This is a genomic window from Streptomyces sp. NPDC003011 (genome assembly GCF_053591515.1).
This window is the reverse complement of record NZ_JBSFTY010000002.1, coordinates 18,164-42,431: the sequence shown is the minus strand read 5'-3', so window position 1 is coordinate 42,431 and position 24,268 is coordinate 18,164. Positions and strand designations below refer to the sequence as shown.

At 72.1% G+C, this 24,268-nt stretch carries 23 protein-coding genes; 9 read left to right on the top strand and 14 right to left on the bottom strand.

The genetic code is table 11. The features are described 5' to 3' along the window. Positions 1–126: 126 nt before the first annotated feature. Positions 127–528 (top strand): hypothetical protein, encoded by a 402-nt coding sequence (locus tag ACWD0J_RS01550; RefSeq protein WP_451493680.1) that lies wholly within the window; start codon positions 127–129, stop codon positions 526–528. Between the two features lie 63 nt (positions 529–591). Here the strand turns inward: ACWD0J_RS01550 and ACWD0J_RS01545 are convergent, their stop codons facing one another. The 4 genes from ACWD0J_RS01545 to ctaC form a co-directional block, all read right to left on the bottom strand. Further along, entirely contained in the window at positions 592–1,854 is a 1,263-nt protein-coding gene (locus tag ACWD0J_RS01545) for an Ig-like domain-containing protein (protein WP_451493679.1), read from the bottom strand. A 130-nt stretch (positions 1,855–1,984) separates the two neighbouring features. Continuing rightward, positions 1,985–2,383 (bottom strand): cytochrome c oxidase subunit 4, encoded by a 399-nt coding sequence (locus tag ACWD0J_RS01540; RefSeq protein WP_451493678.1) that lies wholly within the window; start codon positions 2,381–2,383, stop codon positions 1,985–1,987. Then, complete coding sequence (gene ctaD, locus ACWD0J_RS01535; protein WP_451493677.1) at positions 2,380–4,119, bottom strand: aa3-type cytochrome oxidase subunit I; 1,740 nt, start codon at positions 4,117–4,119, stop codon at positions 2,380–2,382. The genes ACWD0J_RS01540 and ctaD overlap by 4 nt, the downstream gene beginning before the upstream one ends. Further along, positions 4,116–5,075, bottom strand: coding sequence for an aa3-type cytochrome oxidase subunit II (gene ctaC, locus ACWD0J_RS01530; protein WP_451493676.1), 960 nt, complete (start codon positions 5,073–5,075; stop codon positions 4,116–4,118). The genes ctaD and ctaC overlap by 4 nt, the downstream gene beginning before the upstream one ends. A 276-nt stretch (positions 5,076–5,351) precedes the next feature. Between ctaC and ACWD0J_RS01525 the strand changes: the two genes are divergently transcribed. Further along, a complete protein-coding gene (locus ACWD0J_RS01525; protein ID WP_451493675.1) occupies positions 5,352–6,728 on the top strand; it encodes an aminotransferase class V-fold PLP-dependent enzyme in 1,377 nt (458 codons plus the stop codon). 70 nt (positions 6,729–6,798) lie between these two features. Here the strand turns inward: ACWD0J_RS01525 and ACWD0J_RS01520 are convergent, their stop codons facing one another. Then, positions 6,799–7,773, bottom strand: a complete 975-nt coding sequence (locus tag ACWD0J_RS01520) for a carbohydrate kinase family protein (RefSeq protein WP_451493674.1) — start codon at positions 7,771–7,773, stop codon at positions 6,799–6,801. Between the two features lie 130 nt (positions 7,774–7,903). Between ACWD0J_RS01520 and ACWD0J_RS01515 the strand changes: the two genes are divergently transcribed. After that, the gene (locus tag ACWD0J_RS01515; RefSeq protein WP_451493673.1) at positions 7,904–8,113 is read left to right on the top strand and encodes a hypothetical protein; all 210 of its coding nucleotides are present in this window, start codon (positions 7,904–7,906) and stop codon (positions 8,111–8,113) included. 149 nt (positions 8,114–8,262) lie between these two features. Next, complete coding sequence (locus ACWD0J_RS01510) at positions 8,263–10,269, top strand: hypothetical protein (RefSeq protein WP_451493672.1); 2,007 nt, start codon at positions 8,263–8,265, stop codon at positions 10,267–10,269. Positions 10,270–10,390: 121 nt separating this feature from the next. Here ACWD0J_RS01510 and ACWD0J_RS01505 read toward each other — a convergent pair whose 3' ends face one another. Next, positions 10,391–10,747, bottom strand: coding sequence for an iron-sulfur cluster assembly accessory protein (locus ACWD0J_RS01505; protein WP_093827773.1), 357 nt, complete (start codon positions 10,745–10,747; stop codon positions 10,391–10,393). Positions 10,748–11,015: 268 nt separating this feature from the next. On the opposite strand from ACWD0J_RS01505, the gene nadA reads away from it, so the two are divergent. Then, complete coding sequence (nadA, locus tag ACWD0J_RS01500; RefSeq protein WP_451493671.1) at positions 11,016–12,200, top strand: quinolinate synthase NadA; 1,185 nt, start codon at positions 11,016–11,018, stop codon at positions 12,198–12,200. A 19-nt stretch (positions 12,201–12,219) separates the two neighbouring features. Here nadA and ACWD0J_RS01495 read toward each other — a convergent pair whose 3' ends face one another. The 5 genes from ACWD0J_RS01495 to ACWD0J_RS01475 all read right to left on the bottom strand — a co-directional run bounded on the left by ACWD0J_RS01495 (position 12,220) and on the right by ACWD0J_RS01475 (position 17,707). Next, the gene (locus tag ACWD0J_RS01495; RefSeq protein WP_451493670.1) at positions 12,220–14,406 is read right to left on the bottom strand and encodes a serine/threonine-protein kinase; all 2,187 of its coding nucleotides are present in this window, start codon (positions 14,404–14,406) and stop codon (positions 12,220–12,222) included. 126 nt (positions 14,407–14,532) lie between these two features. Further along, positions 14,533–15,216 (bottom strand): response regulator, encoded by a 684-nt coding sequence (locus ACWD0J_RS01490; protein WP_451493669.1) that lies wholly within the window; start codon positions 15,214–15,216, stop codon positions 14,533–14,535. Then, positions 15,213–16,442 (bottom strand): sensor histidine kinase, encoded by a 1,230-nt coding sequence (locus ACWD0J_RS01485; RefSeq protein WP_451493668.1) that lies wholly within the window; start codon positions 16,440–16,442, stop codon positions 15,213–15,215. Before ACWD0J_RS01485 ends, ACWD0J_RS01490 begins: the two co-directional genes overlap by 4 nt. Before the next feature lie 180 nt (positions 16,443–16,622). Continuing rightward, positions 16,623–16,901: a PspA-associated protein PspAA gene (gene pspAA, locus ACWD0J_RS01480; protein WP_451493667.1), complete on the bottom strand. Its 279-nt coding sequence runs from the start codon at positions 16,899–16,901 to the stop codon at positions 16,623–16,625. A gap of 23 nt (positions 16,902–16,924) precedes the next feature. Further along, positions 16,925–17,707, bottom strand: coding sequence for a PspA/IM30 family protein (locus ACWD0J_RS01475; protein WP_451493666.1), 783 nt, complete (start codon positions 17,705–17,707; stop codon positions 16,925–16,927). A 263-nt stretch (positions 17,708–17,970) separates the two neighbouring features. On the opposite strand from ACWD0J_RS01475, the gene ACWD0J_RS01470 reads away from it, so the two are divergent. Further along, a complete protein-coding gene (locus ACWD0J_RS01470; RefSeq protein WP_451493665.1) occupies positions 17,971–18,600 on the top strand; it encodes a DUF3043 domain-containing protein in 630 nt (209 codons plus the stop codon). Positions 18,601–18,680: 80 nt separating this feature from the next. Beyond that, on the top strand, positions 18,681–19,382 hold the full coding sequence (locus ACWD0J_RS01465; RefSeq protein WP_451493664.1) for a class I SAM-dependent methyltransferase: 702 nt from the start codon (positions 18,681–18,683) through the stop codon (positions 19,380–19,382). A 207-nt stretch (positions 19,383–19,589) separates the two neighbouring features. On the opposite strand, the gene ACWD0J_RS01460 is transcribed toward ACWD0J_RS01465, so the two are convergent. Continuing rightward, positions 19,590–19,805, bottom strand: coding sequence for a hypothetical protein (locus tag ACWD0J_RS01460; RefSeq protein ID WP_286061927.1), 216 nt, complete (start codon positions 19,803–19,805; stop codon positions 19,590–19,592). A 249-nt stretch (positions 19,806–20,054) separates the two neighbouring features. On the opposite strand from ACWD0J_RS01460, the gene ACWD0J_RS01455 reads away from it, so the two are divergent. Further along, on the top strand, positions 20,055–21,257 hold the full coding sequence (locus tag ACWD0J_RS01455; protein ID WP_451493663.1) for a bifunctional adenosylcobinamide kinase/adenosylcobinamide-phosphate guanylyltransferase: 1,203 nt from the start codon (positions 20,055–20,057) through the stop codon (positions 21,255–21,257). A gap of 21 nt (positions 21,258–21,278) precedes the next feature. Here ACWD0J_RS01455 and ACWD0J_RS01450 read toward each other — a convergent pair whose 3' ends face one another. Further along, positions 21,279–22,016, bottom strand: coding sequence for a methyltransferase domain-containing protein (locus ACWD0J_RS01450; protein WP_451493662.1), 738 nt, complete (start codon positions 22,014–22,016; stop codon positions 21,279–21,281). Positions 22,017–22,154: 138 nt separating this feature from the next. On the opposite strand from ACWD0J_RS01450, the gene cobT reads away from it, so the two are divergent. Next, positions 22,155–23,321, top strand: a complete 1,167-nt coding sequence (gene cobT / locus ACWD0J_RS01445) for a nicotinate-nucleotide--dimethylbenzimidazole phosphoribosyltransferase (RefSeq protein ID WP_451493661.1) — start codon at positions 22,155–22,157, stop codon at positions 23,319–23,321. 159 nt (positions 23,322–23,480) lie between these two features. Here cobT and ACWD0J_RS01440 read toward each other — a convergent pair whose 3' ends face one another. Further along, entirely contained in the window at positions 23,481–24,245 is a 765-nt protein-coding gene (locus tag ACWD0J_RS01440) for a hypothetical protein (protein WP_451493660.1), read from the bottom strand. Positions 24,246–24,268: the final 23 nt, after the last annotated feature.

Sequence of the window (24,268 nt, the reverse complement as noted above, 5' to 3'; positions counted from 1 at the left end):
ACTGCCCGTATGGCCCATGGAAGCGGTGTTCCCACAGCTGTCGACGGGCTGCGCGAGGGAGTAGCATCCGCGGCATCGGGCTTGGCCCGTCCGCAGTCCGTACGACGCCGATGTCACGGAGGAAGCATGCAGCCGACCGCCACGGTGCTGGTCTACAGCGACGACTCCAACACCCGCGAGCAGGTGCGGTTGGCCACCGGGCGCCGGCCCGCTCCCGACGTCCCCACGGTGGAGTTCGTGGAGTGCGCGACCCCGGCGGCCGTGCTCAAGGAGCTCGACAGGGGCGGGATCGACGTCTGTGTCCTGGACGGCGAGGCCGTGCCGATGGGCGGCATGGGGGTCTGCCGGCAGATCAAGGACGAGATCTTCGAGTGCCCGCCGGTACTGCTGCTGATCGGGCGCCCGCAGGACGCCTGGCTGGCCACCTGGAGCCGGGCGGAGGCGGCGGTGACGCTTCCGGTGGATCCGGTGGAGTTCGCGGCGGCCCTGGCCTCGCTGCTGCGGGCCAGGAAGGCTCTGAGCGCCTAGCAGTCCCTGGTTTGGGCGGCCGCGCCCCCGGGGCGGCCTGTCCCGCCGCTCCCCGGGGGCGTCCTACACGCTCTCCGGCCGCAGCCGGGGCCGCTCGGACGGGCTCGGCCCCTCCGGGTCGCCCGCGACCAGGGAGCTGCCGCCGCGCCACTTCGGCCAGTCGAGGTTCCAGTCGCCGAAGCCGTTGCCGAAGGTCTCCATCGTGTCGCCGTACGAGTTGATGACCTTGACCACATCGCCCTCGCGGACGTTGTCGAAGAACCACTCGGCGTTGCCCGTGCTCATGCCGGTGCAGCCGTGGCTGACGTTGGCGGAGCCCTGGGAGCCGACCGACCAGGGGGCGGCGTGGACGTACTCGCCGCTCCAGGTGACGCGGGTGGCGTAGTAGACCGGGAGGTCGTACGACTCCGCGGAGCCCTCGGCGATGCCGATGCTGGTGCCGCGCATGCGTACGAAGTACTCCTTGCCGAGCACGACCTTGACTCCGTTGCGGGTCTCGAAGCCGGGCTTGCCGGTGGTGACCGGGATCTCCTTGATGACCTCGTTGTTCTTGTAGACCGTCATCGAGTGCGTGGAGGCGTCGGTGACCGCGATGACCCGGTCGCCGGTGGTCAGTTCGAGCGGCTTGGCCCGGCCGCCCCACAGCCGGTCGCTGATCTTGATGCCCTCCAGGTTGCTGCGGGCCCGGACGGTGGCGTGGGCGGGCCAGTACTCCTTGGGGCGGTAGTGCAGCTCCTTGTCGTCCACCCAGTGCCACGCGCCCTCCACGGCGGGCGTGGAGTCCACCTTCAGGGCCCGTTCCACGACGGCCCGCTGCGCCTTGTCCTTGACCGGCTTGCTCAGTTCGGCGGTGATGGGCTGGCCGACGCCGTACTCGCCCGCCTTCGGCCCGAACGTGACGTCCAGGCGCTTGTGCGTGACGGGTCTGCCGGTGTCGAAGGTGAGGACCTTGCGGCCGGGTGCCCCGTCCTCGTCCTCCGTGCTCACCCGGACCGTGTAGCGGGCGTTGGCGGCCAGCGGGCTGGTGCTGTGCCAGCGGGTGCCGTCGGCGGAGAGTTCGCCCGCCACGTAGCGCCCCGTGGCGTCCCGGGCCGTCACGTCCGTGATGCGCCCGTCGTCGTCCTCGGCGGTGACTTCCAGGGGCTTGTCGGGGTCGGCCTTCCGGCCGTCGCCGACGGGGCCCCTGAAGGCGATCTGGTCCGCCGCGTCGTACGGCTCGGCGGACAGCGGGTGCTCGTCGCCGCCGCAGGCGGTGACGCCCGCGCCGAGGGCGATCACCAGCAGCGTGCAGCCGACGACGGTACGGGTGCGGGGTGCGTGGCTCATGGCTTCACGCTAGGAAGCTTCGCCGGGTGCGGCGCGGTGGGTGACGCGGACGAGGGAACGGGTGTACTGCAAACGCGGGAGCCCGGACACTCCTTTCGGAGTGTCCGGGCTCCCCTGAGCTCGACTCGTGCTACTGGGTGCGGTTCTCACCGCGGTAGTACTCGAAGACCCAGCCCCAGAGGCCGATCAGGACCAGCGGCGCCGAGAAGTACAGCAGCCACCAGCCGATCGCCACGCCGAGGAAGGCCAGCGCGCCGCCGATCGCGAGGGAGAGCGGCTGCCAGCTGTGCGGGCTGAAGAACCCGACCTCGCCGGCGTCGTCCGCGACGTCGGCTTCCTTGTTGTCCTGCGCGCCGGCGTCCACCCGCTTGGCCGTGAAGCCCAGGTAGAAGCCGATCATGATGGACAGACCGAAGGCCAGGAAGAGGGCCGTGGTGCCGGCCGGCTCCTTGGACCAGTAGCCATAGACGATCGCCATGGCGAGGATGAAGACGCTCAGCCAGATGAACATCCTGCCCTGGATCTTCACTTGCCGGCCTCCTTGCCGCCGTTGCCGGCCAGAGCCTTGTCACCGTGAGCGTTCTCGAGCTGGTCGAGAGCGGCGATCTCGGGGTGGTGCAGGTCGAACGCCGGGGATTCGCTGCGGATCCGCGGCAGGGTGAGGAAGTTGTGCCGGGGCGGCGGGCACGAGGTCGCCCACTCCAGCGAACGTCCGTAGCCCCACGGGTCGTCGACGCCGACCGGCTTCCCGTACTTGGCCGTCTTCCACACGTTGTAGAGGAACGGCAGGATCGACAGGCCGAGCAGGAACGAGCTGATCGTCGAGATCGTGTTCAGGGCGGTGAAGCCGTCGGCCGCGAGGTAGTCGGCGTAACGGCGCGGCATGCCCTCGGCACCCAGCCAGTGCTGGACCAGGAAGGTGCCGTGGAAGCCGATGAACAGCGTCCAGAACGTGATCTTGCCGAGGCGCTCGTCCAGCATCTTGCCGGTGAACTTCGGCCACCAGAAGTGGAAGCCGGAGAACATCGCGAAGACGACGGTGCCGAAGACGACGTAGTGGAAGTGGGCCACCACGAAGTACGAGTCGGAGACGTGGAAGTCCATCGGCGGCGAGGCCAGGATGACGCCGGTCAGACCACCGAAGGTGAAGGTGATCAGGAAGCCGGTGGCCCAGAGCATCGGGGTCTCGAAGCTCAGGGACCCCTTCCACATGGTGCCGATCCAGTTGAAGAACTTCACGCCGGTCGGTACGGCGATGAGGAACGTCATGAAGGAGAAGAACGGCAGCAGCACACCGCCGGTGACGTACATGTGGTGCGCCCACACCGTCACGGACAGACCCGCGATGGAGATGGTCGCCGCGATCAGGCCCATGTAGCCGAACATCGGCTTGCGGGAGAAGACCGGGATGACCTCGGAGATGATGCCGAAGAACGGCAGGGCGATGATGTACACCTCTGGATGGCCGAAGAACCAGAAGAGGTGCTGCCAGAGCAAGGCTCCGCCGTTGGCCGGATCGAAGATGTGCGCGCCGAACTTGCGGTCCGCCTCCAGCGCGAACAGCGCCGCCGCCAGCACCGGGAAGGCCAGCAGGACCAGAACCGCGGTCAGCAGCACGTTCCAGGTGAAGATCGGCATGCGGAACATCGTCATGCCGGGGGCGCGCATGCAGATGATGGTGGTGATGAAGTTGACCGCGCCGAGGATGGTGCCGAAGCCGGAGAAGGCCAGGCCCATGATCCACATGTCGGCGCCGACACCCGGGGAACGGATCGCGTCGGACAGCGGGGTGTAGGCGAACCAGCCGAAGTCGGCCGCGCCCTGCGGGGTGAGGAAGCCGCCGACCGCGATCGTCGAGCCGAACAGGTAGAGCCAGTAGGCGAACATGTTCAGCCGGGGGAAGGCCACGTCCGGCGCGCCGATCTGCAGCGGCATGATCCAGTTCGTGAAGCCGGCGAACAGCGGCGTCGCGAACATCAGCAGCATGATCGTGCCGTGCATCGTGAACGCCTGGTTGAACTGCTCGTTCGACATGATCTGCAGACCCGGCCGGGCCAGCTCGGCGCGCATGAACAGCGCCATCACGCCACCGATGCAGAAGAACACGAACGACGTGACCAGGTACAGCGTCCCGATCGTCTTGTGGTCCGTGGTCGTCAGCCACTTGATCACGACGCTGCCGCGGTTCTGGCGCCGGACCGGCAGCTCGTCCTCGTAGTAGGACCCTGCCGCCTCGGCACCCTGGGGTTCGTTGAGGATGCTCACAGGATGTTCGACTCCCGGTTCTTCTCGGGGCTCGTCTGCTCGATGCCGGCCGGAACGTAGCCGGTCTGCCCCTTCTTGGCGAGGTCCTTCAGGTGCTGCTCGTAACGCTCGGGGGAGACGACCTTCACGTTGAACAGCATCCGGGAGTGGTCGACGCCGCACAGCTCGGCGCACTTGCCCAGGAAGGTGCCCTCCTTGTTGGGAGTCACCTCGAAGGCGTTGGTGTGGCCCGGGATGACGTCCTGCTTCATCAGGAACGGCACCACCCAGAAGGAGTGGATGACGTCACGCGAGGTGAGGACGAAGCGGACCGTCTTGCCCTTGGGGAGCCAGAGGGTCGGGCCGGGGTTGCCGGTCTGCGGGTTCCGCGTGGCGGGCGTGCCGACGTCGTAGACGCCGCCGGCGCTCGCCGGGAAGTCATCCTTGAACCGCTTCGGAATGGCGTCCAGGTTCTTGTCGGTCTTCGCGTCCCCGGAGGAACCGTCGACGGGCTCGATGTAGTTGAAGGCCCAGCTCCACTGGTAGCCCACGACGTTGATCGTGACGTCGGGCTCCTTCTTGAGGGTGAGGAGCTTCGACTCGTCACGAGCCGTGAAGTAGAAGAGGACTGAGACGATGATGAGGGGGACCACCGTGTACAGCGCCTCGATGGGCATGTTGTACCGGGTCTGCGGAGGGACCTCGACCTTGGTCCGGCTGCGCCGGTGGAAGATCGCACTCCACAGGATCAGGCCCCACACCAGCACGCCGACGGCGAGCGCGGCAGCCCATGAGCCCTGCCACAGGGAGAGGACGATCGGCGCCTCTTCCGTGGTCGGGGTGGGCATGCCAAGGCGGGGGAAGTCCTCGTATGTGCAACCGGTCGCGGTCGCCAGGACCAGGCCCGCGGTCAGTGCCTGCAGCAGCTTCCGCCGCATCGGGCGCCGCGGCGAGCGGTCGGAGCCGTTGGGACTCACGTAGCGCCTTCCCGAGAGTCTCGCCCGCGCGGATTGAGCTGCGGCCTTCTCGGTGGTCGGTCGCCGCCCTGCGTCGGGCAGGGGTTTGGATGTTTATGCGGACCAAACCCTAGCCGACGCTCTCCGGGGGTTCGCGGGGAGGGGTGCCTAGTTAGTGGGGTGGTTCGCTTGTTCGGCGGCCGCGGGTGGATTGCGGCCGGTCGCGCCGCGCGGCACGGCGGCCGATGTCACAGCCTCGCGCCCCTGGACGGCGGGCGCACGATCTAACGTTGCCGTGTGGCCTACTTCGACGCTGCTTCCACGGTTCCCCTTCATCCCGTTGCCCGGCAGGCGCTGCTGGCCTCTCTCGACGAGGGATGGGCCGATTCCGCACGGCTGTACAGGGAGGGACGCAGGGCCCGCATGCTGCTGGACGCCGCCCGGGAAGCGACGGCCGAGGCCGTGGGCTGCCGTCCCGACGAGTTGGCCTTCACGTCCTCCGGAACGCACGCCGTGCACGGTGGGATCGTCGGCGCCCTGGCCGGACGCCGCCGCGCCGGACGTCACCTGATCGTGTCAGCCGTCGAACACTCTTCCGTCCTTCATGCCGCCGACGCGCACCGGGCGGGCGGCGGGACGGTCACCCAGGTGGCCGTCGACCGGGCGGGAGCGGTGGACGCGTCGGCGTACGCGGCCGAACTCCGTCCGGACACCGCGCTGGCCTGTCTGCAGTCGGCCAACCACGAGGTGGGGACCGCGCAGCCGGTGGCCGAGGTGGCCGACGCGTGCCGGGCGGCCGGGGTGCCGTTGCTGGTGGACGCGGCGCAGTCGCTGGGGTGGGGACGGGTCGAAGGGGACTGGTCCCTGCTGGCCGCGAGTGCCCACAAGTGGGGCGGACCGCCGGGGGTCGGACTGCTCGTCGTGCGCAAGGGCGTGCGGTTCGCCCCGCAAGGGCCCGTGGACGAGCGGGAGTCGGGACGGGCGGCCGGGTTCGAGAACATCCCGGCGATCGTGGCGGCGGCGGCCTCGCTGCGGGCGGTGCGGGCCGAGGCGGCGCGCGAGGCGGTACGGCTGCGGGAGCTGACGGAGCTGATCCGGGCGCGGGTGCCGGAGTCGGTCCCGGATGTGGAGGTGGTCGGGGATCCGGAGCGGCGACTGCCCGGAGTCGTCACCTTCTCGTGTCTCTATGTCGACGGGGAGACACTGCTGCACGAGCTGGACCGGGCCGGTTTCTCCGTCTCGTCCGGTTCGTCCTGCACCAGCAGCACGCTGACGCCCAGTCATGTGCTGAAGGCGATGGGGGTGCTGAGTGAGGGGAACGTGCGGGTGTCGTTGCCGCCGGGGACGGCCGCGGAGGACGTCGAGCGGTTCCTGGAGGTGCTGCCGGGGGCGGTGGCCGAGGTCCGGGAGAAGCTGGGGGCACCGGTCGCGGAGGCGGTCGTGCGGGACGACGCGCTGGTCGTGGACGCCGTCGGCCGGCGGTGCCCGATCCCGGTGATCGAGCTGGCGAAGGTCATCGGGGACGTGCCGGTGGGCGGCACGGTCCGGGTGCTCGCGGACGACGAGGCGGCGCGGCTGGACATCCCGGCGTGGTGCGAGATGCGGGGGCAGGAGTACGTGGGCGAGGAGCCGGCGGACCACGGCACGGCGTACGTGGTCCGCCGGCTGGCCTAGGGCGTGCTCCGAAAGTGGCGTCGTCCGCCCGGAGGGCGGGGCCAGACGGGACTTTCGGAACACGCCCTGGCTACGCGAGGTGCGACTGGACCTCGGCGGCGGCCTCATGGCCGTACGCCTTGGTGAAACGGTCCATGAAGTGGACGCGGTGCAACTGGTACTCCTGGGTGCCGACCGTCTCGATGACGAGCGTGGCGAGCATGCAGCCCACCTGGGCGGCGCGCTCCAGGGAGACGCCCCAGGCCAGGCCGGAGAGGAAGCCGGCGCGGAAGGCGTCGCCGACGCCGGTGGGGTCGGCCTTGCGCTCCTCCTCCGGGCAGCCGACCTCGATCGGCTCGTCGCCCGTCCGCTCGATGCGCACGCCCTGGGCGCCGAGGGTCGTGACGCGGTGGCCGACCCTGGCGAGGATCTCGGCGTCGGTCCAGCCCGTCTTGGACTCGATGAGGCCCTTCTCGTACTCGTTCGAGAAGAGGTACGTGGCCCCGTCCAGCAGGATCCGGATCTCGTCGCCGTTCATCCGGGCGATCTGCTGGGAGAAGTCGGCGGCGAACGGGATGGAGCGGGAGCGGCACTCCTCGGTGTGGCGGAGCATCGCCTCCGGGTCGTCGGCGCCGACCAGCACCAGGTCGAGGCCGCCCACCCGGTCGGCGACGGTCTTCAGCTCGATCTGGCGGGCCTCGCTCATCGCACCGGTGTAGAAGGAGCCGATCTGGTTGTGGTCGGCGTCGGTGGTGCAGACGAAGCGGGCGGTGTGCAGCGTCTCGGAGATGCGCACCGAGGCGGTGTCGACGCCGTGCCGGTCCAGCCAGGCACGGTACTCGTCGAAGTCGAAACCCGCGGCGCCGACCAGGATCGGCTCGGTGCCGAGCTGGCCCATGCCGAAGGCGATGTTGGCGCCGACACCGCCCCGGCGGACGTCGAGGTTGTCGACCAGGAAGGAGAGCGAGACCGTGTGCAGTTGGTCCGCGACGAGCTGGTCGGCGAAGCGGCCGGGGAAGGTCATGAGGTGGTCGGTGGCGATGGAGCCGGTGACTGCGATGCGCACGGCGTTGACTCTCCTGGAGGGAGGCGGATTGACGGCTAACGCTACCGGGTCCCCCCTACGTGCTGAAGCGGACAAAACTACCCGATAGTAGATCTTTCTTCGCAGGCTCGACCGTGCCTACCGTGCGGATATGACGAACCTCGACCTTCACGCGCCCGCTTCCGCCGATCCGGAAGGCGACCTGGCGTCCCTGCGCGGCGACTGCGCCCGGATGGCCCCGCACTGGTCGGCTCCCGACCGGATCGCCGCCCGTCCGGTCTCCCCGTCGCGCATCCACGGCGTGACCGTGCCGCCGTCGTCGGCGCGGCTGCTGGACGCGATGTCGGAGTACGGCGACTGAGGCGGCGCTTTTCGGGGAACCGCGCGCTCCCCCGCTGCGTCCCATCGCTGTCCCCCGTAAAGGGGATGCGGGATACGACCCGGTAGCCGGCCTTTTGACAGGGTCGGGTCAGGGTCTTGGGACAGACGCGCAGCCGAAGGAGCGATGCGGTGAACACCGAGCGACCCGACAACGACGACGCCGACGGCTCCGTGGAGGAGCGGGGCGCCGGTGGCTCCGTCGAGGAGCAGGGCGCCGCGGAGACGGAGAGCACCCCGGAGGAGCGGGGGGCCGCCTCTGCCGAGGGGTCCGGGGCCGAGGCCGGGGCCGGGGGCGGTACCGGCGAGGACTCCGGAGCCGGGGAGGCTTCCGGAGCCGAGGAGACCGGTGAGCCTGGGGAGGCGGTGGAGGCTCCCGAGGCTGTGGAGGCTTCCGAGGCGGTCGAGGCCGACGGGACTGCTGAGGCGTCCGGCGCCGCAGGGGCTCCCGACGGCGTGGACGGTGGTGCCGGTACCCCTGACCCCGCCGAGGCCCGTGCGGGCGCCGACGCCGCGCCCGGCGAACAGCCCGCCGCCGCGCCCGATGCTGCGATCCGCCGGGACCAGGACGTCGAACGGGCCGCGAAGGCCGAGAACGCCGATGACGTCGAGGAGGCCGATGACGTCGAGGAGGCCGATGACGTCGAGGAGGCCGATGACGTCGAGGAGGCCGATGACGTCGAGGGCGTCCGCGTGGCCCGGCGGCGCTCCCCCGCCGTCGTCGTCTCCGTCGCCGCCGCCGTGCTGCTCGTCGGGGGCGGTGGGGCGTACGTCGCCACGACGGCCGCCGGCGGTTCGGCGGGCGGGCGGGCGACGTCCGGGGCGTCCGGGGACGCAACTCCCCCGCCGCTCGCCCTGGAGGGCTACTCCAGGGGCGGCGGTACGAACGGCATCGCGCCCGGCGAGCCCGACCCCTACGGCGTCACCTACCGGGCCGGCGGCACCCTCCCGGACGGCCCCGGCTCGGCGCCCGTGTACCGGACGCGGGGCGAGGTCACCGAGGACGAGGTGGCCGAGCTCGCCGAGGCGCTCGGCGTCGACGGGACGCCCGTGGCCGAGGGGCGGTCCTGGACGGTCGGGGCGAAGGACGGAGCGGGACCGGGTCTCCGGGTGAACGCGCAGGCGCCGGGCGCCTGGACCTTCCACCGCTACTCCCCCGGCACCGACGACTGCCGGAGCGAGACCGTGTGCGCGAAGACTCCCGCCGCCCCGGGCGGCGACCCGGTGAGCGAGGCGGCCGCGAAGAAGGCGGCGGCACCGGTCCTGAAGGCCGTGGGCCAGGACGACACGAAGCTGGACGCGAGCCAGGTCGTGGGCGCCCACCGGATCGTGAACGCCGATCCGGTCGTCGGCGAGCTGCCCACGTACGGCTGGACGACCGGGGTCACCGTCGGGTCGCAGGGCGAGGTGGTGGCCGGCAACGGGCAGCTGAAGTCACCGGTGAAGGGGGACACGTATCCCGTTCTGAGCGCCGGGGAGACGCTGGCCCTGATGAACGCCGCGCCGGGGGCCCGGTTCCGCGCGGACATCGGCGCCTGCGCCACGTCCGTCCCGCTCGACGACCGGGCCGAGGCGCCCTGCGGATCCCCCGGCGCCACCGCGGCGAAGGAGGCGCTCACCGTCGACAAGGCCGTGTTCGGGCTGGCCTCGCACACGGTGGAGGGACGGCAGGCACTGGTGCCGTCCTGGCTGTTCGACGTGCGGGCTGCGGGCGCGCAGAACCCCTTCACGGTGACGTATCCGGCCCTCGACCCGGCGTACGTGACCTCCCCCACACCGTCCGCGCAGCCGTCCACGCGGCCGACCGCGCCGGGCGACCAGCCGACGGCGGCACCGGCCGCGCGGGACGTCCCGGTGGACGGCTACACGGCCGAGGGGCGGGAACTGACCGTGAGCTACACGGGCGGGGTGTGCGGCGACTACCGGGCGACCGTGGCCGAGAGCGGGGACAAGGTGACCGTGACGGTGACCGAGACCCCGTGGCAGGGCAAGGTCTGCATCATGATCGCCAAGGTGCAGCACCAGACCGTGCGGCTGGACGAGGAGCTCGGCGCCCGGACGGTCGTGGGCTCGGACGGCGAGGAGGTCCCGTTGGAGAAGCCGGGCGCACGGCTGCCGGAGACGTCCGGGGCGCGGTGACCCCGCGGGCCGTCCGGGGCGGGACGCGACGGCCCCGGACACGCGCGAAGGCGGCGACCCTGTGGAGGGGGTCGCCGCCTTCTCGCCGTTCGGCTGCCGGCCGGTCGGCCGGGCGCTGGGCTCAGCTGAAGGAGTCGCCGCAGGCGCAGGAGCCCGTCGCGTTCGGGTTGTCGATCGTGAAGCCCTGCTTCTCGATGGTGTCGACGAAGTCGATGGACGCGCCGCCCAGGTACGGGGCGCTCATCCGGTCGGTGACGACCTTGACGCCGCCGAAGTCCTTGACGACGTCACCGTCGAGCGAACGCTCGTCGAAGAAGAGCTGGTAGCGCAGGCCGGAGCAGCCGCCGGGCTGGACGGCGACGCGCAGCGCCAGGTCCTCACGGCCTTCCTGGTCGAGCAGGGCCTTGACCTTCGCCGCGGCGGCGTCGGACAGGATGATGCCGTCGGTGACGGTGCTGGTCTCGTCCGATACGGACATCTACATCTCTCCCGGGTTGTACGGAGACTGCTTGCCGACGGTTGCAACCGTCGGGGCCGCGGATTCATTCCGGGCCGAGGACTTTGGGGTTCTTCGACTCTTCTCTTCTCCCCATTCATGCTCGCACACGCGCGGAGAAGCGAACAGCGCCCTCCTGGGCCGGTTCCGGGATTCATGTCACATCGACGCTATGACCATCGTCAAAGTGACGTGAAGCGGGTTATGATGGATAGCGTCAGTTCGACGAAAAGTAGAAAGGGTGCGTGTCGTGACCACCGCCCAGACCCCGGAGCTCGACGTACAGCCGACTCCTCTCGCCCTGCTGCTCCTCGGCCGTGAGGCCGACCCGAGGAGTGAGCGGGGTGTCGAATGTCCCGGCGACCTGCCCTCGCCGTCCGACCCGGACCTCGTCGAGCGCGCCCGCGCGGCCAAGGAGAAGCTCGGCGACAAGGTGTTCGTGCTCGGCCACCACTACCAGCGCGACGAGGTCATCCAGTTCGCCGACGTCACGGGTGACTCGTTCAAGCTGGCCCGGGACGCGGCCGCGCGCCCGGAGGCCGAGTACATCGTGTTCTGCGGTGTGCACTTCATGGCGGAGTCCGCGGACATCCTGACCTCCGACGACCAGAAGGTCGTCCTGCCCGACCTCGCGGCCGGCTGCTCGATGGCCGACATGGCGACGGCCGAGCAGGTCGCCGAGTGCTGGGACGTGCTGACCGAGGCCGGCGTGGCCGAGCAGGTCGTGCCCGTCTCGTACATGAACTCCTCCGCCGACATCAAGGCGTTCACCGGCAAGCACGGCGGCACGATCTGCACGTCGTCGAACGCGAAACGGGCCCTGGAGTGGGCCTTCGAGCAGGGCGAGAAGGTCCTGTTCCTGCCCGACCAGCACCTGGGCCGCAACACCGCGGTCCGCGACCTGGGCATGTCGCTGGACGACTGCGTCCTGTACAACCCGCACAAGCCGAACGGCGGCCTGACCGCCGAGGAGCTGCGCGCCGCGAAGATGATCCTGTGGCGGGGCCACTGCTCGGTGCACGGCCGCTTCAGCCTGGAGTCGGTGCGGGACGTGCGCGAGCGCATCCCGGGTGTGAACGTCCTGGTGCACCCCGAGTGCAAGCACGAGGTCGTGTCGGCGGCGGACCACGTCGGCTCGACCGAGTACATCATCAAGGCGCTGGAGGCCGCCCCGGCCGGTTCCAAGTGGGCCATCGGCACGGAGCTGAACCTGGTCCGCCGGCTGGCGAACCGTTTCGCGCCCGAGGGCAAGGAGATCGTCTTCCTCGACAAGACGGTCTGCTTCTGCTCGACGATGAACCGCATCGACCTGCCGCACCTGGTGTGGACCCTGGAGTCCCTCGCCGAGGGCAACCTGGTCAACCGTATCGAGGTCGACCGGGAGACCGAGGCGTTCGCGAAGCTGGCGCTGGAGCGGATGCTGGCGCTGCCGTAGCCGCGGCCCGCGGCCCCGCTCACCCGGAGGCGGGTTTCCGCTCCGGGTGGCCGGGGTCGAGGCTGAAGAGGGTGCCGTCGGGGGTGACCACCACCAGCGCGCCGTCCTGGAGCAGCAGCGAGCGGTCGACCCAGCCGTAGGCGGACGGCCGCTCGACACGGGGCAGCGTCTCCCAGAGCAGCTTCCCCGCCCGGTCGAGGGCCGCCACGCGGCCGCTGTCGCTGGCCAGGTACAGGGCACGGGTCCGCGGGTCGTACTGGACCTCGCCGGGCTGTTCCAGGCTCGTCCGGGTCTGCCACAGCGGTTTTCCCGTGCGGGGCGACACGGCGGTCACCTCGCCGCTGGACGAGGCGAACCACAGGGTGCCGTCGGCCAGCGTCACCTGTCCCGCGTACTCCCGCGTCAGTTCCGTCGTGCTGCGGGCGCCGGTGCCCGGGTCCACCAGCGCGATCCGGACGTACGGGGCGTCCGGCGCGTTCTCGTCCTCCCCGCCCCACACCAGGAACAGCAGCCGGCCGTCGAAGGTGCCGGCGAGGCCGCTGTCGTACGGTGCCGTCAGCCGCCTCGTCGAGCCGTCGGCCGCGTCGAACGCGAGCACCACGGAGTCCTTGGGATCCTCTTCCTCGGGCACGCACTGCGCGTACAGGGTGCCGCCCGCCTCGACGAACCCGCAGTAGTGGCCCGCGGGCAGAGCGGCCGTCCAGCGCCCGGCGCCGGTCCGGGCGGAACGGGCGGTCACCGACCGGCCGTCGGCGTTCGGGATCACGACCAGGTCGCCCCAGAAGAACGTGTCGCCGGTCGTGTCGGGAACCGGACGGGTCCACAGCCGCGCGCCGCTCTCGGTGTCTAAGGCCACCACCGTGACCTCGTCGCTCTCGACGGTGTCGCCGGCGAGGACCTGCTGGACGACCATCGTCCCGCCGCGGACACCCAGGAGAGCGGTGGAGTACGACTGGCTCGTGGCGCCGGACGGCGCGATGGCGGCCCGCCAGACCGTCTCGCCGGTCAGGCCGTTCAGGCGGACCGGAACGACCGCCTCACCTCCGCAGTAGACGGCGCCCTCGTACGCCTGGCAGTCCGGGCCGGTATCGGTCTGGCCGCTCCCCTTCAGCGAGGTCGTCGCCCCGTGCGCGGCGGTCTCGTGCGTCGTCGTCTGCCAGGGCCGCCAGCCGTCCGGCAGCGCTCCCGCCCCGCCCTCCGCCGTGCCCGGCCCGATCAGCAGGTAGGCCGTCAGCCCGAGGACCAGCGCGCCGACCGTTCCGGTGGCGGCCCACAGCGGGCGGATGCGGCCGCGCGGGCCGTCGCTCTCCTGGCCGGCATCCGCCCCGGGGTGCTCCCGCCCGGTGGCCGGCGGGCCCGGGCGCAGCGTCATCGTGTGCGCGTCGCCCGCGTCCGTCCCGGGCAGGGCCGCCGCGAACTCCCGTCCCAGCTGCTCCAGTTCCGGCCGGTCCGCGGCCTCCTTGGCCAGACAGCGCTCCAGGACCCCGCGCAGCGGCTGCTCGACCCCCTCCAGCACGGGCTCGTCGTGGACCACCCGGTAGGCCGTCAGATAGGGGCTGTCGGCGTCGAAGGGCCCGCGCCCGGTCGTGGCGTAGACCAGCAGCGCGCCGAGTGAGAAGACGTCCGAGGCCGGACCGACCGTGCGGGCGTCGGTGAGCTGTTCCGGGGACATGAACGGCGGGGTGCCGATCATCTGGCCGGTCTCGGTGAGGGTGTGGTGGTTCTCCGCCGCGCGGGAGATGCCGAAGTCGATGACGCGGGGGCCGTCCTCGGCCATCAGGACGTTGGCCGGTTTCAGGTCCCGGTGCACCACGCCGGCCCGGTGGATGTCCCGCAGGGCCTCCACCAGCCCCAGCGCCAGCTGCCGCAGGTCGCCGCCGCGGAGCGCGCCCCGGTCACGGATCCGTTCGGCGAGCGAACGGCCGGGCACGTACTGGGTCGCCATCCACGGCCGCGGCGCCTCCGGATCGGCGTCCACGACCGGTGCGGTGAAGACGCCGCTCACCTTGCGGACGGCCTCGATCTCCTGCCGGAACCGGGCGCGGAAGACGGCGTCCTCGGCGTACTGGGCGTGCACCACCTTGACGGCGACCTCACGGCCCGACCGCGATCTGGCGCGGTAGACGGCTCCCATGCCGCCCGCTCCGAGCCGGTCCAGCAGCCTGTACCCGCCGACCGACTTCGGGTCGTCCCTGTGCAGTGACACCGTCGCAAATCCCTTCCCCCGTAAAGCCGTTCGAGGCGAGGCCACAGGATACGTAACGGGGAGGCGGCGGAGCCGGGCGCCGGCCGCCGGGGTCCGGCCCGTGCGAGGAGTGCGGCCGGGCTCGGCTCACTCCGCCCTCGGACGGACCAGCCCCGACTCGTACGCGATCACCACCAGCTGGGCCCGGTCCCGCGCGCCCAGCTTGGCCATGGCCCGGTTGACGTGCGTCTTCACGGTGAGCGGGCTGACCTCCAGCCGCTCGGCGATCTCGTCGTTGGAGTGCCCGCCGGCGACCTGGACCAGCACCTCGCGCTCCCGCACGGTGAGGGCGGCCAGGCGCTGCCCGCGGGCGGGGTCGCGGTCGTCGTCCGCCGCGTCGCCCTGTGCGAGGAAACGGGCGATCAGGCCCTTGGTGGCGGCCGGGGACAGCAGCGCCTCGCCGCCGGCCGCGACCCGGATGGCGGCGAGGAGTTCCTCGGGTTCGCTGCCCTTGCCGAGGAAGCCGGAGGCGCCCGCGCGCAGCGACCGCACGACGTAGTCGTCGACCTCGAAGGTGGTCAGGATGACCACGCGGACATGGGCGAGGGAGGCGTCCGCGCTGATCATGCGGGTGGCGGCGAGACCGTCGGTGCCCGGCATCCGGATGTCCATCAGCACGACGTCGGCACGCTGCTCCCTGGTCAGGCGCACCGCCTCCGCACCGTCCGACGCCTCGCCCACGACCTCCATGTCGGGCTCGGAGTCGACGAGCACGCGGAAGGCGCTGCGCAGCAGGGCCTGGTCGTCGGCGAGCAGGACACGGATGGTCATACGGGCTCCCCCGGCTTTCCGGCGACGGCTGTGCGCGCCTTGACCGGCAGGATCGCATGGACGCGGAAACCGCCTCCGTAGCGGGGACCGGTGGTGAGGGTGCCGCGCAGGGCGGTCACCCGCTCACGCATGCCGAGCAGGCCGTGCCCGCCGCCGGCCGGCGGGTCGTCGTCCTGCCCGGGTCCGTCGTCGAGGACGGTGATCTCGATGTTCGGTCCCACGCGGACGACGCTCACCTCGGCCTTCGCCTCCGTCCCGGCGTGCTTCTGGACGTTGGTGAGAGCCTCCTGGACGACGCGGTAGGCGGCCAGTCCGACGGCGGCGGGCAGGGTGGTGCCGGCGTCGGCGCGGGCCACCTCGACACGCAGTCCGGCGCTGCGGAAGGTGCCGACGAGTTCGTCGAGCCGGTCCAGGCCGGGGGCGGGTTCGGTGGGCGCCTCCGGGTCGCCGGACTGCCGGAGCAGCCCGACGGTGGCGCGCAGCTCGTTCAGCGCCGACCGGCTGGCGTCCCGTACGTGCGCCAGGGCCTCCTTGGCCTGGTCGGGCCGCTTGTCCATGACGTGGGCGGCGACTCCGGCCTGGACGTTGACCAGGGCGATGTGGTGGGCGACGACGTCGTGCAGGTCCCGGGCGATGCGCAGGCGTTCCTCGGCGACCCGGCGGCGGGCCTCCTCCTCGCGGGTGCGCTCGGCTCGTTCGGCGCGCTCCCTGATGGCGTGGATGAAGGCGCGGCGGCTGCGGACCGCGTCGCCCGCGGTGGCGCCGATCCCGGTCCAGGCGAGGATGGCGAGGTTCTCCTGGGCGTACCACGGGAGGGGGCCGGCGAGCATGGAGGCGCCGGTGAGGAGGGTCATGGTGAGCAGGCCGGCCCGCCAGGTGGTGGGGCGGTCGGTGGCGGCGGCGACGGTGTAGAGGGCGATGACCGCGGACATGGCGACGGGGGCCCGGGGATCGCCGGTGACGGCCTCGACGAGGGAGAAGGTGCCGGTGAGCACGAGGACGGTCACGGGGGCGCGGCGCCGGAACACGAGGGCGGCGGAGCCGAGGGCGATGAGGACCAGGCTGAGGGGGTCGGGGGTGCGCAGGATCCAGCTGACGCCGCGCTCTCCGTGCGGGTCCACGAACGAGCCGGCCACCATGCAGGACAGGACGCCGGCCGCCAGGGCCGCGTCCAGCGCCATGGGGTGCGCCTTCAGGTGACGCCGGGCGCGGTCGAGGGTGCTCACGCCTGCCACGGTACGGGGGCCCTGGCGGGGGTGGAACGGGGGCTGCCTGTACGTCTCTGTGCGCGGTGCCGGGTGTTTCGGGCCGCCGCCGGGGGCCGCCGTCCCCGGATCCCCGCTCTCGGCCCGCACGGCCTCGTCCTCAAGTGCCGGGGCAAAGTTCCCAGAACCGGCACCGGGCGGTCAGCCCGGGATCAACCCGTCGTCGCGGAGCATCGCCCGGACCTCCTCCAGCGTGGCTTCCGGGGAGGGGAGAATGAGTTCCGACGGTTCCAGGGAGTCGTCGGGCAGGGGTTCGCCCAGTTCACGGACCTTGGACAACAGGGCCGTCAGCGTGCCGCGGAAGCCTGGGCCGTCGCCGTTCTCCATCTCGGCCAGGAGTTCGTCGTCCAGTCTGTTCAGCTCGGTGAGGTGGCCGTCGGCCAGCCTCACCTGCCCCTCCCCCATGATCCGTACGATCATGTCGCCCTCCTAGGCGTGGGTCCCTACTGCTTGTCGAAGCGCGGGGTGTCCTGCGGCTGCTGCTGCGGCTGCTGCTGGCCCGGGCCGCCTTCGATGGCCTGCTGCCCGCTCGTGCCCCCGGCCAGCTCCGCCTTCATGCGCTGCAGCTCCAGCTCCACGTCCGTACCACCGGAGAGCCGGTCCAGCTCGGCCTGGATGTCGTCCTTGTGCATGCCGGACTGGTCGTCCAGGGCGCCGGAGGCCAGCAGTTCGTCGATGGCTCCCGCCCTCGCCTGGAGCTGGGCCGTCTTGTCCTCGGCGCGCTGGATCGCCAGGCCGACGTCGCCCATCTCCTCGGAGATGCCGGAGAACGCCTCGCCGATCCGGGTCTGCGCCTGCGCCGCGGTGTAGGTGGCCTTGATGGTCTCCTTCTTCGTGCGGAAGGCGTCGACCTTGGCCTGGAGCCGCTGGGCCGCCAGGGTGAGCTTCTCCTCCTCGCCCTGGAGCGTGGAGTGCTGCGTCTCCAGGTCCGTCACCTGCTGCTGGAGCGCGGCGCGGCGGGACAGCGCCTCGCGGGCCAGGTCCTCGCGGCCCAGCGCCAGCGCCTTGCGGCCCTGGTCCTCCAGCTTGGACGACTGCGACTGCAGCTGGTTCAGCTGGAGTTCCAGGCGCTTGCGGGACGTGGCGACGTCGGCCACACCCCGGCGCACCTTCTGCAGCAGTTCCAGCTGTTTCTGGTACGAGTAATCGAGGGTTTCGCGCGGGTCCTCGGCCCGGTCAAGGGCCTTGTTCGCCTTCGCGCGGAAGATCATCCCCATACGCTTCATGACACCGCTCATGGGCTTCGCGCGCCCCCTTCTGACGGACTCCAGCTCGAGCTCCTGCGACAGAACCCACAGTACGGGCCCTGCATCCATTACCGCACTGTTCCGGGACGGATGCGCTCATCCCCAAGGACGACTGGCCCGGGTCCTGCTCCGGCGTGAGGAGTAGGTGACCTTCAGGGTGCGCTCCGGGTCACCGACGTCCTCATCTGTCCCCCGTACATACGACCGGTGTTGCCGGATCGTTCCCCACCGGGCTGGGGTCCATGCCCCCGCACCCCGTACCCTTGGGTTTTGTGTTCCGTAGCCGCGCCAAGGAAGAGAAGGCCCCGGCCGCCGTCAAGGCACCGCTGACCGACTCCAAGCAGACCCGTGACCCGCAGGCCAAGAAGGGCAGGCCCACGCCCAAGCGCGCTGAGGCCCAGTCCCAGCGCCGCAGCGTGGCCACCACTTCGATGTCGCGCAAGGAGGCCGCCAAGCGTCAGCGCGACGAGCGCCGCGCCCAGCTGGAGAAGCAGCGCCAGGCGCTGGCCACCGGTGACGAGCGGTACCTGCCCGTGCGGGACAAGGGGCCGGTCCGCAAGTTCGCCCGCGACTTCGTCGACTCCCGGTTCAACGTGGCGGAGTTCTTCCTGCCGATGGCCGTAGTCATCCTCGTGCTGAGCATGGTGCGGGTGGGCGCGCTGCAGAGCATCTCGCTGCTGCTGTGGCTGGTCGTGATCGTGCTGATCGTGCTCGACTCGATCAGCACCGGCTTCCGTCTGAAGAAGCAGCTCGCCGAGCGCTTCCCGCACCACAACCGCAAGGGCGCGGTCGCCTACGCCCTGATGCGCTCCCTCCAGATGCGCCGGCTCCGGCTGCCCAAGCCGCAGGTCAAGCGCGGAGAGCGGCCCTGAGCACGACGCCGTTCACCGGGGGCGCGGATGCCTGGCTGAGCAAGCTGGGCGGACTGCGGGACGTCGTACGACAGGAGCTGGTGGCCCGGCAGCTCGACGAGCAGATAGTCGGCCGGTTCCCGGTCGGGCGGCGACTGCGCGTGCTCGACGTGGGGATGGGCCAGGGCACGCAGGCGCTGCGGCTGGCCCGGGCCGGGCATCAGGTGACCGGCCTGGAGCAGGACCCGACCATGATCGCCGCGGCCCGCCAGGCGCTGTCCGGGGAGCCCGAGGGCATCCGGGAGCGGATGCGGATCATCGAGGGCGACGGCCGGGACACCGGGGTCCACTTCCTGCCGGGCAGCTTCGACGTGGTGCTGTGCCACGGCGTGCTGATGTACGTCGAGGAGCCGGATCCGCTGCTGGCGGGGCTGGCCCGGATGCTCGCCCAGGGCGGTCTGCTGTCGCTGCTGGTGCGCAACGGCGACGCGCTGGCGATGCGGCCGGGACTGTCCGGGGACTGGGCCGCGGCGCTGACCGCCTTCGACACCACCGCGTACCGCAACCGCCTCGGCCTGGACGTCCGGGCCGACCGGCTGGGCACGCTGACCGCGACCCTCGCGGGGATCGGGGCACCCTTGCAGGCCTGGTACGGCATACGGGTCTTCACGGACACGGCGGTGGACGGGGCGGAGATCCCGGCCGACGTGGAGGCGCTGCTCGCGGTCGAGGAGCGGGCCGGGCGGACGGATCCGTACCGCGGGGTGGCGGCCCTGCTGCACCTGTGCGGGGTGCGGGGCTGAGCCCTTCCGGGCGGGTGACACGGGTGACCGGGTGACACGGGTGGGGCCGGTGGGTCCTCCCGCCGACCGGACGGGCCGGCACCCAGGGGTGGCCGGGCGGCGGAAGACATCGTCACCGGGCGCCCGTGCGACGGCGGCGCGCAGACGGTCGACGGGACGAAGGTGAGCGGTGCGGAGGGACGGCCGGTGAACGGCCGCCCCACGCCCCTAGGCCTCCTCGGCCGCGCGCAGGCTCATCGGTCCGTAGATCTCCGTGGAGTCCTCGAACAGCCGTACCTGTTCCGCGCCGCCGGCCAGCAGGTCCTTCCAGTGCTCCCCGAGCCAGGACTCGGCGTCCCCCTGGGTGGTGAACTCCTCCGGCTGCACCGCGGGCTGGACCTCCGCCCCGTCGGCCTTCTCGAACCGCCACGTCCATGCCGCCATGTACGCCTCCCTGATGTGAGCACATTGATGTGAGCACATTGCACAGCGGGAGCCGGATCTTGGTCCGGCTCCTGACCGCAGCCTATTCGCTCCGCCGGGTGAGCCGGTAAAAGACCGCGGGTGACGGGTCACCGTGCGGGCCTGCCGCGCTGGTCGCGCCCGTGGCGGAGCGGCATGGGGCACCGTCCCGCGCCCCTTCGGGGCACCTCGGTCGCGCACGACCGGCCGTGACCGGGGAAAATCGGTTCCGTGGACGTGACTCTGCTTGGTACCGGTGCCCCCGCGGGCCTTCCCCGCCCCGACTGTCCCTGTGCCGCCTGCGCGGCCGCGCTGGGGGCGGACGCGCGTGCCGCCGCCGCGGTGCTCGTGGACGGGACCCTGCTGCTCGACCTGACGCCCGGGGTGGCGTTCGCGGCGGCGCGGGCGGGGCATTCGCTCGGCGGGGTGCGGCAGGTGCTGCTGTCGCACCCGCACGACGGGCCGGCGGTCGAGGTGCCGGCGGGGCTGCCGCAGCCCGGACGGGTGCCGGACGGGCGGGAGTTGGCGCTGCTGACGGGGCATCGGGTGCGGGCGGTGGCGATGGACGCGCCGGGCACCGGGTACGCGGTGACCGGACCGGGCGGGCAGCGGCTGCTGTACCTGCCGCCCGGGGGCGCGCCCGCGGGACTCGAAGAGGGTTCCGCGGAGACGTACGACATGGTGCTCGCCGATGTCCTGGGGCGGCCGGACGCGCTGGCGCGGCTGCGGGCGGTGGGGGCGGTGGGGCCCACCACGGACGTGATCGCCGTCCATCTCGGCCACGACGTGCCGCCCGGGCCCGAGGTGCGGCGGCGGCTGGCCGCGGTGGGAGCGCGGGCGGTGCCGGACGGGACGACCCTGGTGGTCGGCGTGTACGAGGACGTACCGGATGTGCCGCGGCGGACGCTGGTGCTGGGCGGCGCCCGGTCCGGGAAGTCGCTGGAGGCCGAGCGGCGGCTGGCGGCCTTCCCCGACGTGCTGTACGTGGCGACCGGGGGGTCCCGGACCCAGGACGGTGAGTGGGCGGCCCGGGTGACCGCGCACCGGGAGCGGCGGCCGGGGTCGTGGCGTACCACGGAGACGTGCGACCTGGTGCCGCTGCTGAAGGACGACGGGCCGCCGTTGCTCGTCGACTGTCTCTCGCTGTGGCTGACGGACGCGATGGACGCCGTCGGGGCGTGGGACGACGCGGAGTGGGCGGACGGCGGGGAGCGGGCGCTGCGGGCGCGGGTGCGGGAGGTGACGGAGGCGGTGCGGGCGACGCGGCGGACGGTGGTCGCCGTGTCGAACGAGGTGGGGTCGGGCATCGTCCCGGCCACCGCGTCCGGCCGGCGCTACCGGGACCAGCTCGGCCGTCTGAACGCGGCGTTCGCGCACGAGTGCGAGCAGGTGCTGCTGGTGGTGGCGGGACAGGCGCTGGTGCTGCGGGGCTGACGCCGGGTCAGGGCGCCGGTGTCACCCGGTGGGGGCCGGCGGCTGTCCGCACGGGCGCCGCACCGCCGGTGTCTCCCGGCGGGCGATGAGGCGGTAGGCGTTCGAGAAGCGGGTGAGGCTGAGCAGGGGGGCCAGGGCGTGGTCCAGCACCCTGGCCGCGGCCAGGAGAAGGGTGGCCAGCCAGTGGGGCAGGGGCCTGGGCAGGGCCAGGGACAGGGCCGCCGACAGGTCCTCGGGGACGTGCGCGGCACGGCGGTCCGTCCTGACGATCACGCAGCCCCGTGACTCCAGCTCCGCGCGGAGGTCGTCCAGGGGCAGCAGGCGCAGCCCGCGGGCCCGGGGCAGCCACCGTCTGCCGAGGAGCGCGGCGAACGCGCACTGCGGGTCGGGGGCTTCCAGCAGGAGGTGGCCGCCGGGGCGCAGGACGTCCACGGCGGCGTGCAGTTCCTCGCGCGGGTCCGTGGTGTGCGGCAGGTGGTGGAGCAGGCTGACCACGTCGTAGCGGGCGCGCAGCCGGGTGGTGATCCGCGGGTCCGTCAGGAGGCCCACGTAGGCCTCCTCGACGCGCTCGGCCCGGCGGGCCCGTTCGACCCGGCGGGTGGCGTCCAGACCGTCGAAGGCCGTGTACGGGAAGACCTCCTTCGCCGTCGCCGGGAAGCGGGCGTCGCCCGTGCCCACGTCCAGCCAGCTCTCCGGCTCCGGGAACGGCAGCATCGCCCGGGCGGTGGAGCGAAGACGCCGTGCGGAGGGTGCTGACATGGGGCGACTCCCGGAGACGTACGACAATTAGCGCAAACCGGAACGTATGGGATGGCGATCGCGCATGCAACGACGCCGCCCCGTCGACGTGGCGATGGGGCACCGTCCTGTTCGATCGGGGCCGGTACTGTTCGGCGAATGAGCTCGCTTAATCTCGACGACTTCACCGATCTGATCGAGCGCCCCGACGGAGGAGTGCGCCGCGACGCCGAGGCACGCCGGGAACGTCAGCTCGTGCCGCCCGGAGCCCTGGGCCGGCTCGACGACCTGGGTGAGTGGCTGGCCGCGGCTCAGGCCGCCGTGCCGGTACGGCCGATCGAACAGCCGCGGGTCGTCCTGTTCGCCGGGGACCACGGGATCGCCGAACTGGGCGTCTCCGCGCACCCCGCGGGCACCGCCGAGCGGCTGGTGCGGCAGGTCCTGGACGGCGGCCGTCCGGTGTCGGTGCTCGCCCGGCGGCTCGGGGTGCCGGTGCGGGTGGTCGACATGGCGCTGGACTGCGCGCCGGAGTCCCTTCCGGCCGAGGTCACCCGGCACCGGGTACGGCGGGGCAGCGGGCGTATCGACATCGAGGACGCGCTGACCCTGGAGGAGGCGGAGGCCGCGTTCCGGGCCGGGGCCGCGGTGGCCGACGAGGAGGCCGACGCCGGTACGGATCTGGTGGTGCTCGGCGATGTGAGCGTGGGCGGCACCACGGCGGCGGGCGTGCTGATCGCCGCGCTGTGCGGGACCGACGCGTCCGTCGTGACCGGGCGGGGCGGGCAGGCGATCGACGACCTGGCGTGGATGCGCAAGTGCGCGGCGATCCGGGACGCGCTCAGGCGGGCCCGGCCCGTGCTCGGCGACCAGGTGCGGCTGCTGGCCACGGTGGGCGGCGCCGACCTCGCCGCCATCACGGGTTTTCTGTTGCAGAGCGCGGTGCGCAAGCTGCCGGTGATCCTGGACGGGGTCGTGGTGGCCGCGTGCGCGCTGGTGGGGCAGCGGATCGCGTTCCGGGCGCCGGACTGGTGGCTGGCCGGGCAGAGCAGCGGGGAGCCGGGGCAGGGCAAGGCGCTGGACCCGATGGCGCTGGAACCGCTGCTGGACCACGGGGTGACCGTCGGGGAGGGGGTGGGGGCGCTGCTGGCGCTGCCGCTCGTGCAGGCCGCGGCGGCGCTGGCCGCCGAGCTTCCCGAGAAGCCCGAGCATGCTGAGAAGCCCGAGAATGCCGAGAAGGCCGTGGTGTCCGGGGACACGGAGGACGGCGAGGCAGCGCGGGACGGCGAGACGGCGCGGGACGGCGAGGCGGCGCGGGACGCGGAGTGAGCTGAGGGCTCCGAGCGAGCTGAGGGCTCCGAGCAGGTGGGCACGTCGGAGTAGCGTCCGGCCGGCTGGACTTCTCCCCCGCCGCTTCGCGGGCTCGGAGCGCCCCGGCCGCACCGCCGCGACGATCCCCCTGGTCCGCGCCCGCGCTCTCGCCCTCGCCTACCGGCGGTCGAGGGCGCGGGCCGGCACCGGGTCGGGCTTGCCGCCGATCAGGTCCTGAAGCCGGCGGCGGGGGCCCGACCAGCGGCGGTCGTGACGGAAGGCGCGCAGGGTCGCCCGGGCCCGGGCACGCGGCCGGCGGCGGTAGAAGCGCTTGGCCCAGAAGGAGCCCGGGCGGGCCAGACGGACGACGCCGATCAGACCCACCAGGGGGACGATCACACTGAAGACCGCCATCCGGGCCTTGCCCTTGCTGAGGACGAGCAGGGCGAAGAGGAAGTTGACCGCCACGGTCGAGATGACACCGCCGCGGTCCTGGAGCTCGTCCTCGGTCATGTCGTTGACACCGAACGGGGTGAAGCCCGCGAGGACCAGGCCGACCAGGGCCGCCGTGAGCACCACGGCCTCGACGCTCTTGCGGCCGGCCTCGGTCCAGTAGACGTCGTCGAGGTGCAGGATCAGCGCGAACTCGTCCAGGACCAGGCCGGCGCCGATGCCGAAGACGACCGCGAACGCGGCCGAGCCGAAGCCGTGCCGGCTGCTGGCGACCGCGCCGAAGCCGCCGAGGACGGTGAGGGCCACCCCGGGGACCACGTGGTGGATGTGGACTCCCCCGGTGCTGACGTTGCCGAAGGGGCCCTTGCCCGCCCGGATCATGCGGGTGACGACCCGGGTGATCAGGAACGTGAGGACGAACGAGGCGAGGGCGAACAGCAGCGGCAGCTTGCCCGGCTCGACGATGTTCCGCTGCAACCAATTTCCCATATGATCACTTTATCCACGCTCGT